Raw genomic sequence first — 12,235 nt, forward strand, 5'->3', positions numbered from 1 at the left:
ACCTAATATTCTTATAAAATCTGCTTTCTGAAAGAGTAAATTCTACTTTTATTTTTCATTTTTTTAAAGTGGAATTTAACTTTTCACTTTAGCAAATTATATACCTGTATCTATTATTTTTATGTTGTTTATGACAATTTTTTTATTCTTTTATAGTGTTTCCATTAATGATCTTTATGAATTTTATTCAGGTATTGATAATAAAACCATTTATGTATCAACAACCCATTATACAAAACAATATTTAAATGATTGTGCAAAAAATAATTATGTTATCATTTCTAATGATGGAGCTCGCATTAGCTTTTCAAATAAAGATTTAAAAGACGTTCAAAATATTTCAGGAGTTAAAGAAGCAAAATTATATAATGGTAATGTAGAAACAAGCGTTGATGATAAGGGTAATGAATTAAATCTGGTGTTATATAAAGATTCTTTTTCAAATAAAATTAAGAAAACAAAAAGTTATGTTCATTTTCCAGATAAAGTTCAAATGGAGTTTAAAACATTAACAGTACCAAGCTCTTATATGAAACATTATAATCCAAAACATATAGATCTTCTTTATGGTACTTACCCAGAAAAAAATGAAATTCTTATTCCTGATTTTCTAGCTTACAATTATCTTAAAAATGAAAATCTAAATGCTCTTATTAATCAATCAATAGAATTACCAATTATTAATGAAAAAAGAAACCAAATAAATCAAAAATATAAAGTATCTGGTATTTATAAAACAAATTATGAAAATAATATTGGCTTAACAGAATATATTTATACAAGTTATCAAAATTATGATTTTTTAGAACTTTTTCAAACTCTAGAAAGTTATAAAAATCATGTAAATGATTTTAATCAAGAAAATAAATCCCATGATATCCATAAAACTGTATTCAGAGATTATGATTCTTACTTAAAAGCTATTGGAACTGGTCTTGATGATATGATCATTGTTTGTAAGTCACAAAAAGATGTAAAAAATGTCACGAAAGAATTAAATAGATTATTTCCTCATCTACGCTTAATGTCTCAATATGAATTTAAAAATGGTGAATTTAGAGAGTCTTATATTCAAACGGTTTTGATTAATGTAGGAATTATTATTTTAGTAGCTGTGATTCTTGGTATTGTTATTTTGTTTTTAAATAAGGGTTATATAAAAAAACGTAATCGTGAACTTGCAGTTTTATATGCCTTAGGAAGAAGTAAAAGAGATGTGATAGTCATTATTTTGTTAGAACATCTATTGATTTCAACAATTGCTTTTATTATAGGATATCTTGGTTTATCAATGATAAGAATGTTTTATTTAAGATATGTTTCAACATTTAATTTTTTATCATTGATGTTTAATGGGAAAGTTATTTTTTATATTTATTTGTATATTGTTTTAATGACTTTTATCTCTGTTGTATTTTCTGTTCATGGCATTAATAGAAAAAAATTAAATGAATATTTAAAATAGTTTAAAACAGTGACGAGAGTTATAGATTTTAATGAGAATAACTCTCGTTTTTTGTATCTTGTACACGTAAAAGATACCTTATATAATAAACGTAAGAGGTTAAATTATGAAATTAAAAAATAAATTATTTATAATATTTATTATAACTTTATTAGTTTGGTTTTTAAGAATTATAAATGTATTACAGTATGACAATAAACTTGCTTATCCAATTGTATTGGTTACTATGATTGCGCTTTTTAGTTATATAACGATTTATATTCAAGAAAACATAGATGATAATTATCATCAACATAAAATCTATTATCAAAATTTAAATATTTTAAAATATGTCTTATCTATTTTAGTTATTATTTTACATTTAAGACCATTTATTCATTATTCTAATGAACTTGACTTGGCTTTTAATAATATTGTATCAAGGATTTGTGTACCTTTGTTTTTTATCATTACAGGCTACTTTGTTGCTAAAAAAGAAAAAGATAAAAGTAATTATATAGACACTTATATTAAACGTACGATACCACTTTATTTAATGTGGAGTTTGATTTATATACCAATCATTTTAATGACAATGATTCAATATCTAACGCAAATCAATGAATATATTATAAAAATGAATATTTCTATGCCGTTAATTATTTTATTGATCATTGTTTTATTACCAATTGTATTGATTGTTATGCTATGTTATAGCGGAGTATATTACCATTTGTGGTATTTTCCAGCTTTAATGTTATCTTTATTTGTACTTAAAAAATGGAAAGAAAAATATAAATTAAATTATTTATTTATAATATCTTTCTTCTTATTATTATTTGGAGCAACAGAAACATATTATGGATTGCTTCCACTTTCTATTAAAGAACTTGTTACATATTATTTTAATATCTTTTTTACAACACGTAATTTTCTATTTTTTGGATTATTCTATGTGGTTTTGGGATATAAGATGGGGTTAAAAGATAATGTTTATTCAAAAAATTGTTTTGTTAAATTAATTGTTTCATGTTTTTTCTTGATTTTTGAAGCTATTATTTTACATGATTTCCATAGATTAGATAGTAATATATTGCTTTCATGTATTCCAGTTACTTATTATTTATTTATTTCTGTGATTTATATAACAAATCATATAAATTTAAAAATAAAATGGAGTCAATATTCTAAATATTATTATTTATTACATCCCATGATGATTTTTATTGTATCTTTTATTTTTAAAGAAATTGGTCAATATCTTTTATTAAATATTGTTGTTGTATTAATGCTGACACATATTTTATCATTTGTGATGATAAAAAAGACATAAAACACTCATAGTAAATTTATATATTAAAATCTATGCCTTATTAGAATGTTCATGATTGATTTGGACGAGTATAATAAGGCCTTTATTATAAAAGGATTTGTCTGAGACAAATCCTAAATATTAAATATAATAAGTAAACTTATATAATTTGAATCAATTTCTTTGATATTTAATTCATAAGTTATATGAGAAAGTATTTTGTTTAAATCGTGATAAAGTAAATCTTTTTTGATTACAATATAAGGTAATGTTATTTTAAAAAGTACAGAATTATTTTTTTCTTTTGCTTTTATAATAATTATTTTATTTTGATTTATTAAACATGCTTTAATTGCTAGATTTAATAAATAGTCAAATAATTCAAGTTGTGTATATAAATCTAAATAATTAAAAGTTGTTTCAACAGTTGTTTTAATATCAATATTATTTTCAAGTAATGTATTTAAATGATTATTGATGACATAATTTAAAACAAGCGATTGACTATAAATAGCATTAAATTCTTTATAGGTTGTTTGAGTTAATTGATTTAATATTTCTTTAGCATTTTCATAATTTTGATTATCAAATTGAATATTAAGTTGATTACATGTATGAAGTAAATCATGTAAGAATTTAAAATTATAATCATAGTGTTGTTGTAATAATTCATATTTTGAATTAAATAATTCTTTTTGTTTTTTCAAAGAAATATAGTTGGTTGTAAGTAGCGTAATGATAAATAGCAATAAATTTAACACAGGAATACTTAGTAAATCAAACAAATCTGTTGTACTAGTAGATAAAAAATAACTACAATCAATATCTCCAAACCAAAGAATTGTTAGAATAGGAAATATAAAAATGAATTTGATATATTTTAATGAATATAAACGTTTTAGATTTTTTAAAATGTAAATATAAATACTTATAAAAAACAAAATAAATAACGCAGCTAGAATAATTTCATAATTAAAAAATGTTTGAATATGAAAAATAAGTAATTCTAATGATATTTGAATAATATAAAACGGTATAATGATGAGTGTTTTTTGAATAAATGATCCTTTATATAATAAAAAGCAAACAATAAAATATAAAAATAAAATAAATATATACTTTGATTCAATAGTTATAAAAATTAAAGGTATAAAAAATAAAACAAAAATAAGCAAAGATTTTGTTTTGTTGTATTTTGGTGATAAAAAAGAATTTGTAAGATAAGTTAACAAAAGAAATGAAATGATATTAGAAAGAATAATCATAATGTATCCTGTAATAAATCAATATATTTTGCTTCAAATTCTTTTTTATAATGTCTAGATAAAGGAATCATTTCACCATTAGTCATTTCTATATCTTTTTTATAAAGAGCATTAACATATTTTAAATTAACTAAAAATGCTTTATATGGATAAGCAAAACTATAAATGTTTAGCTTATCATACCAATATTTTAATGTACAATTTGTCATGATTATTTCACCGTTTAATTTATGAATCATGGATTTACGATCAATAAATTCAATATAAAGAATATCTTTGATATAAATCTTAGAATCACATATTTTTTTATCAAAAAAATAGTTTTTATCTTTTATATAATTTTTTATAACACCATTCATTTCTAAATCAAATTCTTGTTGATGAATAGGTTTAATAAAATAACGCTCTGCTTGTATTTTATAACCATCAATAGCGTATTTAGAATAATTTGTTGTAATGATAATATGACAATGATGCTGTATTGTTTGAAGTTGTAGATCTAAGTCAATACCATTTTCTTGACCAAGTTCGATATCTAAAAATAAAAAGTCATAGTGATTGATATCATGCAATAATTCATCTTTATTCTGACATGTTGTGATTTGATAAGAAATATCTTTGTTTTCAAAAAATGAATTGAGACAGTTCGTTAAATGTTCTCTATCTTGTCTATTATCATCAAATATAAGTATCTTCATTTATTTTCTTTCCTTTCACTTTATTATTTTATCAAATAATAGAGTTATTTACTATTATGGAAGGTTTAACACGTTATAATCTTTATACTTTCTTTATACTTTTTTCTTTATTTTTTTATTAAAAAGTAAAAGTATTTGAAATATACTTTTATCCAGAAAGAAGGATGTTAAATGAATAATACAGTAATAAAATTAAGAGATATTTCTAAAAAAAGAGGACAAACAGAAATATTAAATCATTTAAATATGACGGTTTATCAAAAGGATATATATGGTTTTATTGGACAAAATGGGGCAGGTAAATCAACGACTATGAAAATCATTATGTCATTAATTAAAGAGACACAAGGACAGTTAGAGTTATTTGATACTTTAGATAATCAAATAAATAGATCAAGAATAGGAGCGATTATTGAAAATCCAGCATTTTATCCTTATATGACAGCCTATGAAAATTTAAAATATTATATTCAATATAAAGGAATTGTTGAAATAAATAGTATTGAAAAAGTATTAAAGATGGTTGGCTTAGAAAATGCTAGGAAAAAGAAATACAAAAATTATTCTTTAGGAATGAAACAAAGATTAGGGTTGGCTCTTGCTTTAATTAATCATCCTGATTTACTGATTTTAGATGAACCATTAAATGGTTTAGATCCACAAGGAATTGTAGAATTAAGAGAAATATTAAGTCATCTCAATAAGAAATACGGTATTACAATGCTTATTTCCAGTCATATTTTAGATGAATTAGAGATGATAGCGACTAGATATGGTTTTATTCATCAAGGACAAATGATTGAAGAAATTACGGCAGAAAAATTACAAGAAAAGCTTAAAAAATATATTTCTTTAGATGTTGAAAATATTGGTCTTGCATCGATAACTCTTGAACAAAAATTACATACAGAAAATTTTAAAGTGATGGACGATCATACAATCTATCTTTATGATTTTGTAAATGAAAGTTCTCAAGTAGCAACAACTTTAATTCAAGAAGGGGTTATTCTTAATAAAATGAATATTTCAAATGTCAGTTTGGAAAATTATTATTTATCATTAATTAAAGGAGTGGAAAGTCATGTTTAATATTATAAAAGCTGATTTTTATAAATTATGGAAAAGTAAGATCTTACTTTGGATTACCTTAGGTTTTTTAGGTATTCTTTTATTAGGAAATGGTTTAGCTCAAGGCGGAGATGGTGTGATGACTTTGATGTCAGATAGTATGAATTATAATCTTATTCATTTTGATAAAAAAGGAACACAAATGATGATAGAGCTTTTAAAAGGATCAAACGTTATACTTTTCTTTTTAATTCCTATTATTATTAATGTTTTTATTTCTGACTTTAAATATAAAACAATTAAAAATACCGTTTCTTATCAATATTCAAGAATAACGATTTATCTTTCAAAAATGCTTGTATGTGCTTTATTTGCCTTGATCTTACCTGTTTTATATGTCGTTTTAGGTTTAGTAATGAGTATTTTATTTAATGGTTTTGTAAGTATTCAATTGAGTGATTTAATCATTGTTTTAAAAATCATTGTATTACAATTACCACTTTATATTGGTTTTATTGGAGTGATGATTTTTATAGGAATCTTATTTAAAAGTAATATGGCAACAACGCTTTTTACGGTTTTATATCAATTTATTATGATTTTTGTTTCAGAAATCGTAACCTCTATTCATCTATCAGAAATTGATCCAGTAACATGTTTAGACCATCTTGCTTATTTAAATAGTTTAAGTGCAACGATCATTTGTAAAACAGAATTTGTTGGTTTTATTCTTATCATCCTTTCTTTGATTCTAGGAATTTATGTGTTTTGTTATCGAGATATAGCCTAAAATAAGGTATAATGCTAGAAAAAAGAAGGTGGAAAGATGAATTGTGTTTTGATTGTAGAAGATGATAGTGATATTAATAATTTTATTAATGATTATTTTGTGATAAAAGGCTATTCAACAATTCAAGCTTTTTCAGGAACAGAAGGTTTATTGAGATTAAAAAATGAAAGAGATATTTGTTGTGTTATTTTAGATTTAATGTTACCCGGTCTATCAGGTGAAGAAATTATACAAGAAGTACGAAAAGTAAGTGATGTGCCTATTATTACTGTATCCGCTAAAAATGAAGAAGAAGCAAAAATTGAAGTTTTAAAGTTAGGAGCAGATGATTTTCTTTTAAAACCTTTTAATTTAGAAGAATTACAACTCAAAGTGGAAAGAAATATCCAAAAATATCTGAACCAACAAGTTTCTTATAAAAAGAATGAAGAATTTAAAAATATAATCTTAAATCAAGATACAAGAGAAGTTTTTGTTGATGGGCGGAATGTTTATTTTACCTCTAAAGAATTTGATATTCTTATGTTGCTTATACAAAATCCTAATAAAGTAATTAGTAAAGAAAAGATATTTAGAGAGGTTTGGCATGAGGACTATTGTATTGATACCCAAACAGTAACTGTACATATAAAAAATATTCGTAAAAAAATAAAAGAAGTCAATCCCATAACACCAACGATTGAAACAGTTTGGGGAATAGGATTTAAAATATGTTGATTTTATATATTATGATTGTTTTATTAAGTATATTATTACTATTTTTAGGAATACATCTTCTTTTTTTAAAAAAAGAAATACGTCATATTAACTTACAGTTTTTAAAAATTATGAAACAATCAACCAATGCCCATATTACCAAAGAATACATTGATAAAGATACAATACAACTTATTCAAACCATCAATCAATTCATTGATCAAACAAGACAAATAGAAATGAAAAGTAAAGAATCCAATGAAGTTCTTAAATCTACAATTTTGAATATGTCTCATGATCTACGAACACCTTTAACTTCTATTCAAGGTTATTTACAACTTATTAATATGGAAGAAATAGATGCTTATAAAAGAAAAGAATATATAAAAATTATTGAAGCAAGAATTGATTCTTTAAAAAATATGATGGAAAGTTTTTTTGAACTAGCTAAAGTTGAATCAAATACGTTTCCTATAGAATTAAAAGTCGTCAATACATATGATCTTTTTGTAGATACTTTAGGAATGTATTATGATTTGTTTCAAGAAAAACAAATCACGCTTGATTTAGATTTAATTGAAAATATTTTTATTATTGCTGATGAAAAAGCTTTAAAAAGAATATTTGATAATCTCATATCAAACATTGTTAAACATGGATGTCAAAAAGCTTCTATCAAAAATGAAGTCAAAGAAGATGAACTGATTTATGTCTTTAAAAATAATACTTATGATATTAATGATGAAAATGTAGGAAAATTGTTTGATAAATTTTATACAACATCTAATAGTCGAACAGAAAAAAGTTCAGGCTTGGGACTTACGATTACAAAAGAACTTGTTTTTAAAATAAATGGTGAGATAGAAGTCAAGTATCATAAAAATGAAATTAATTTTATTTTAAAGTTTAACTTATATAAGAATAAATTATAAATCAAAGATGACAAATATGTTCATCTTTTTTCGTGCCATAAAACTGACTTCCATGCCAGAAAGATACCGATTTAAAAGAAAATAAATAAAATAATAAGTGTAGAGAGGAAATATAAAAAATATTTCAAAAAATACTTGAGTATAAAGTGACTCTATAGTCTATGTTAAAGATGTCAAAGGAGGAAATGACTTATGGAAAAGAGTAAAAAGACATTAAAAATGATTGGAATTTGTATTATTGGACTTGTAATTGTGGTGGCAGTAAATATGTTGAAAAAACCAGAAGATCCATTTAAAAATGATGATCGTGTTAAACTTGGATATCAACATGTTGAAGAAAGCAATATATTGAATAGTAAAGATTATGATTCATATTATGTTTATTTCTATGAAACAGGAAATGAAAAATGCAAAGATACAAATGAAGCAGTTAAATCTTATGTTAGAGGGAAATCAAGCATTTATGTATTCAATATGGAAGAAGCAAAAGATATCAAAACAGGAAAAGATTTTGATTATAAAAATGTGACAGATTATAAAGATATTACAATAAAACAAGTACCAATGCTTATTCATGTAGAAAATAAAAAGATTGATCATGTTTATTACAAAGCAAGTGATATTAAAAAGGCACTTGATTAATAAAAATTATTATGGAAAAACGCTCACATATTATTCAATCAATTCATAATTTTAAAGATATTGAAAATCAAGTAAATTTAGACATTAATAGAATTGCACGTAATAATTTTCAATTAATAAAACCCAAAGTAACCTGTGTTATTATTAATGGTAATAATAATCAATTAATAAGCAGTATAAAAAAAGAAATGAAAATATTTGATGAGATTATTGTAGCTAATATTCAAAAAGAATTGTTTACAAATAAAATAAATTGTTTCTTGAGTAAGAATAAGATTCAATGTTATCAATATGATAATAAACAAGAAATTCAAAATGATATTTTACAGTATGTTCATTGTTCATGGTGTATTTTCTTAGAAGTGAATGAAAATTTTGATAAGAAAAATAAAGATATTTTATATAATATTTTCTCCCTATTTAATGAAGTGATTGAAAAGGAAAATATAATGTTTACATTTTATAATTTGAAGAATAATGAATACTATCATGCACATGCGATTTATAGTCAACATAATCATGAATCAAACATTAATGTAGAATTGAATATTTAATTAATAGAATGATCCACTCATTAAATAGACATGGGTGGATCATTGTTTTATACTTAATATAAGAGGATGTAAGAGAGGTAGATAAATGCAATGTTTAGTTGTTGATGATGATAGAAAGTTTAGTTATAAATTAAGTGGTTATATTGATAGTTTTTTAAAAGGAATTTTTAAAAATTATCAAGTGTTAGAAATAAATGAAAAGTTTGATGATTTTTCTCAATATCGAAATATTGATTTGTTATTTATTGATATCGATTTAAAGGACTTAAATGGTATCAACATTATAAAAAGATTACAAATGAACAATGTTGATTATCCGATTATTTATGTATCATCAAGACAAGAACTTGTTTTTTCTTCACTTGCAACACAACCGTTTTATTTTGTAAGAAAACAAAATTTAGAAAATGATTTAAAAGAATTATTTAAGCTATTAAACATTTATTACAAAAAGACAATGAAGATGATTACATTTGATTATTATGGACGAAAGACAAGTATCTTTTTAAAAGACATCCATTATATTACTTCTTTTGGACATGATATCAGCATTGTATGTGATCAAGAAACATATACTTACCGTTCTAGTTTAAAAGATGCTTTAAAATTGATAGATAGTCCTGTTGTTGTACAAGTTCATAGAAGCTATGCGGTATCTATGATGTACATTAAAGAAGTAGATAAGAATAATATTATATTAAAAGATGAAACATGCATTACACTTGGGAAAAAATATGTGGATGAATTTATGTTTCAATATAGGGAGTATTTGATATCATGAGTTTATTTGATTTGATTATAAATATTATTGAAAGTTCTATCATGTGTTATTTTATATATAAGTATTTTGATTTTAAACAGATGGAAAAACTATGGCTTTTTATTCTTGCTGTTTTTGCAACGATAACGGCAGGAAATTATTTTATTAGTGAAAGTTGGTTGGCAATTGTTTTATTGGCTGGAGTACTTATTTTGTTTTTGAAAGTTTTCAATAAAAAAATGAGTATAGGGAATATTATTGTTTGTTTATCAGTTTTGATAATGGACTTGGTTTGCAATATGATTACTTTAATACTAGGAAGTTCACTAGATTTTATAATATCTGATCCAGCAGCAAAGCTAAAGATTCTAATGATTGTTTCTAAAACAATGTATTTATTGTTTTCTTTGTATATTTTGAATAGAAAAATGAAATATAATTCTAATTTGGATACTAAAAGATGGACGAGTATTATAGGCGTTTTCTTGATTCTATTATTAGAACTTTATATTCTTGGTAATGATTACACGATCAACAATATAAATCCAACAGATACTTTATTTTGTATGTTCTTAACTGCCATAGTTACCTTGGTTATATTTAACATTTATGGAAAACTATTAAAAGAAAACGAAGAATCTACACGTATTCGTTTGAAAAACGAAGAAATTAGATATAAGAAAGAGAATGAAAAAGTGCTTTCTAAAATGTCTGAAGATATTTATCAATTAGAACATAATTTGAGATATATCTTAATGCAGGTAAAACTAAATGAACAAAATAAAAAATATGATGAAAATATTGAATTGATAGATCAGTATATTCGTAACTTTGGAAAATTTAAAGCCATTATTAATACAGATAATCCCTATTTTGATTATTTTATGAATCAAAAAATTAATGATTTAAGTAATAATGGAATAGATGTCCATACATCTATTAATATTTCACATACAGATTATTATTTGGATAGAGAGTATGTAGAGTACTTAATTAAAATTATTAATTTATTTAAAAAAGAAGCTACACAAATAACAATCAACATTTATGAAAAACAAGGATTTAATATTATCGAAGTTCTGACTTCGAAAAATATGAAACTAACATTTGATAATTCTATTAAACAATCAGCACAACATATAGATGCTCAATATAAAGTGACACAGGATAATGAGTTATGTGTTTTTAAAAGTATTCAATCAATGAAGTAGGTTAAAATAGCCTACTTTTTTATTTTCGTGCCATAAAACTCACTTCCATGCCAGAAAAATATAAAAAGCAGAAAAAATACATAAAATAATAAGTGTAGAGAGGAAAATTAAAGAAATTTTCAAAAAATACTTGAGTATAAAGTGACTCTATAGTCTACATTGAAGGTGTCAAGGGAGGAAAGACTTATGGAAAAGAGTAAAAAGACATTAAAAATGTTAGGAATTTGTATTATTGGAATTTTAATTGTGGTGGTAATTAATATGTTAAAAGGGCCAAAAGATCCATTTAAAAATCTTCAAGGGGGTAAGGTATTATATCAACATATTGAAGAAAAGAATCTTTTAAATAATCCTCAAAGTGATTCATATTTTGTTTATTTTTATGAAGTAGGAAATAAGAAATGTGAAAAAGCAAATGAGGATCTTAAAAAGGAAATGACAATCATATCTAATGTTTATTATTTCAATATTGAAGATACTACATTAAAAAGAGGAAAAGATTTTGATTATAAAAATGTGACAGACTATGAAGATATTACAATAAAACAAGTCCCAATGATGATTCATGTAGAAGACAAAAAAATTGATCATGTTTATTACAAAGCAAGTGATATTAAAAAAGCATTAGAATAGTAGGTGAAAGTTATGTTGAAGTTTGCATTAGAAATGTTGTGGACAGAAAGAAAAAAAGCATATGGTTTAATTGTTTCTATTGTCACAACACTCAGTATTTGTTTATTGTTTTTACATTTTATTATTAATCCATATCTCGCTAAAAAGGTGACATATGATGATATTCTTGATTTTAGTGAACCTTATTGCATTATGTTGATGGGATTGTTTATTTTAATGGTTTGTGTTTC

At 23.4% G+C, this 12,235-nt stretch carries 14 protein-coding genes; 12 read left to right on the forward strand and 2 right to left on the reverse strand.

Annotation, left to right across the window (positions count from 1 at the left end):
- The first annotated feature begins 130 nt into the window (after window positions 1–130).
- On the forward strand, window positions 131–1,465 hold the full coding sequence (locus tag LJD32_RS13300) for an ABC transporter permease (RefSeq protein WP_227392674.1): 1,335 nt from the start codon (window positions 131–133) through the stop codon (window positions 1,463–1,465).
- Between the two features lie 106 nt (window positions 1,466–1,571).
- Window positions 1,572–2,777, forward strand: a complete 1,206-nt coding sequence (locus LJD32_RS13305) for an acyltransferase family protein (protein ID WP_227359007.1) — start codon at window positions 1,572–1,574, stop codon at window positions 2,775–2,777.
- A gap of 113 nt (window positions 2,778–2,890) precedes the next feature.
- Here the strand turns inward: LJD32_RS13305 and LJD32_RS13310 are convergent, their stop codons facing one another.
- Window positions 2,891–4,021, reverse strand: coding sequence for a hypothetical protein (locus LJD32_RS13310; RefSeq protein ID WP_227392675.1), 1,131 nt, complete (start codon window positions 4,019–4,021; stop codon window positions 2,891–2,893).
- Complete coding sequence (locus tag LJD32_RS13315; RefSeq protein ID WP_227392676.1) at window positions 4,018–4,719, reverse strand: LytR/AlgR family response regulator transcription factor; 702 nt, start codon at window positions 4,717–4,719, stop codon at window positions 4,018–4,020. Before LJD32_RS13315 ends, LJD32_RS13310 begins: the two co-directional genes overlap by 4 nt.
- Window positions 4,720–4,890: 171 nt before the next feature.
- Between LJD32_RS13315 and LJD32_RS13320 the strand changes: the two genes are divergently transcribed.
- The 10 genes from LJD32_RS13320 to LJD32_RS13365 all read left to right on the forward strand — a co-directional run.
- Window positions 4,891–5,808, forward strand: coding sequence for an ATP-binding cassette domain-containing protein (locus tag LJD32_RS13320; RefSeq protein ID WP_227359010.1), 918 nt, complete (start codon window positions 4,891–4,893; stop codon window positions 5,806–5,808).
- Entirely contained in the window at window positions 5,801–6,577 is a 777-nt protein-coding gene (locus LJD32_RS13325) for an ABC transporter permease (protein WP_227392677.1), read from the forward strand. Before LJD32_RS13320 ends, LJD32_RS13325 begins: the two co-directional genes overlap by 8 nt.
- A 36-nt stretch (window positions 6,578–6,613) precedes the next feature.
- Complete coding sequence (locus tag LJD32_RS13330) at window positions 6,614–7,294, forward strand: response regulator transcription factor (protein WP_227392678.1); 681 nt, start codon at window positions 6,614–6,616, stop codon at window positions 7,292–7,294.
- Window positions 7,288–8,205, forward strand: a complete 918-nt coding sequence (locus LJD32_RS13335) for a sensor histidine kinase (RefSeq protein ID WP_227392679.1) — start codon at window positions 7,288–7,290, stop codon at window positions 8,203–8,205. Before LJD32_RS13330 ends, LJD32_RS13335 begins: the two co-directional genes overlap by 7 nt.
- Window positions 8,206–8,397: 192 nt before the next feature.
- Window positions 8,398–8,847: a hypothetical protein gene (locus LJD32_RS13340; RefSeq protein ID WP_227403830.1), complete on the forward strand. Its 450-nt coding sequence runs from the start codon at window positions 8,398–8,400 to the stop codon at window positions 8,845–8,847.
- Between the two features lie 11 nt (window positions 8,848–8,858).
- On the forward strand, window positions 8,859–9,401 hold the full coding sequence (locus LJD32_RS13345) for a hypothetical protein (RefSeq protein ID WP_227403831.1): 543 nt from the start codon (window positions 8,859–8,861) through the stop codon (window positions 9,399–9,401).
- A gap of 85 nt (window positions 9,402–9,486) precedes the next feature.
- Window positions 9,487–10,182 (forward strand): LytR/AlgR family response regulator transcription factor, encoded by a 696-nt coding sequence (locus LJD32_RS13350; protein ID WP_227392808.1) that lies wholly within the window; start codon window positions 9,487–9,489, stop codon window positions 10,180–10,182.
- Window positions 10,179–11,372 (forward strand): hypothetical protein, encoded by a 1,194-nt coding sequence (locus tag LJD32_RS13355; protein ID WP_227403832.1) that lies wholly within the window; start codon window positions 10,179–10,181, stop codon window positions 11,370–11,372. Before LJD32_RS13350 ends, LJD32_RS13355 begins: the two co-directional genes overlap by 4 nt.
- 186 nt (window positions 11,373–11,558) lie before the next feature.
- Window positions 11,559–12,005, forward strand: a complete 447-nt coding sequence (locus LJD32_RS13360; protein WP_117576142.1) for a DUF6568 family protein — start codon at window positions 11,559–11,561, stop codon at window positions 12,003–12,005.
- 12 nt (window positions 12,006–12,017) lie between these two features.
- The coding region (locus LJD32_RS13365; protein WP_227392816.1) for a hypothetical protein at window positions 12,018–12,235 on the forward strand (218 nt) is incomplete at its 3' end.

This window comes from Faecalibacillus sp. TM498 (assembly GCF_020589955.1).
Lineage (GTDB): Bacteria > Bacillota_I > Bacilli_A > Erysipelotrichales > Coprobacillaceae > Faecalibacillus > Faecalibacillus intestinalis.

Excerpts from the sequence above, each read along its gene's own strand:
- LJD32_RS13300 (WP_227392674.1), top strand. The coding sequence starts at position 131 with ATGACAATTTTTTTATTCTTTTATAGTGTTTCCATTAATGATCTTTAT.
- LJD32_RS13305 (WP_227359007.1), top strand. The coding sequence starts at position 1,572 with ATGAAATTAAAAAATAAATTATTTATAATATTTATTATAACTTTATTA.
- LJD32_RS13310 (WP_227392675.1), bottom strand. The coding sequence starts at position 4,021 with ATGATTATTCTTTCTAATATCATTTCATTTCTTTTGTTAACTTATCTT.
- LJD32_RS13315 (WP_227392676.1), bottom strand. The coding sequence starts at position 4,719 with ATGAAGATACTTATATTTGATGATAATAGACAAGATAGAGAACATTTA.
- LJD32_RS13320 (WP_227359010.1), top strand. The coding sequence starts at position 4,891 with ATGAATAATACAGTAATAAAATTAAGAGATATTTCTAAAAAAAGAGGA.
- LJD32_RS13325 (WP_227392677.1), top strand. The coding sequence starts at position 5,801 with ATGTTTAATATTATAAAAGCTGATTTTTATAAATTATGGAAAAGTAAG.
- LJD32_RS13330 (WP_227392678.1), top strand. The coding sequence starts at position 6,614 with ATGAATTGTGTTTTGATTGTAGAAGATGATAGTGATATTAATAATTTT.
- LJD32_RS13335 (WP_227392679.1), top strand. The coding sequence starts at position 7,288 with ATGTTGATTTTATATATTATGATTGTTTTATTAAGTATATTATTACTA.
- LJD32_RS13340 (WP_227403830.1), top strand. The coding sequence starts at position 8,398 with ATGGAAAAGAGTAAAAAGACATTAAAAATGATTGGAATTTGTATTATT.
- LJD32_RS13345 (WP_227403831.1), top strand. The coding sequence starts at position 8,859 with ATGGAAAAACGCTCACATATTATTCAATCAATTCATAATTTTAAAGAT.
- LJD32_RS13350 (WP_227392808.1), top strand. The coding sequence starts at position 9,487 with ATGCAATGTTTAGTTGTTGATGATGATAGAAAGTTTAGTTATAAATTA.
- LJD32_RS13355 (WP_227403832.1), top strand. The coding sequence starts at position 10,179 with ATGAGTTTATTTGATTTGATTATAAATATTATTGAAAGTTCTATCATG.
- LJD32_RS13360 (WP_117576142.1), top strand. The coding sequence starts at position 11,559 with ATGGAAAAGAGTAAAAAGACATTAAAAATGTTAGGAATTTGTATTATT.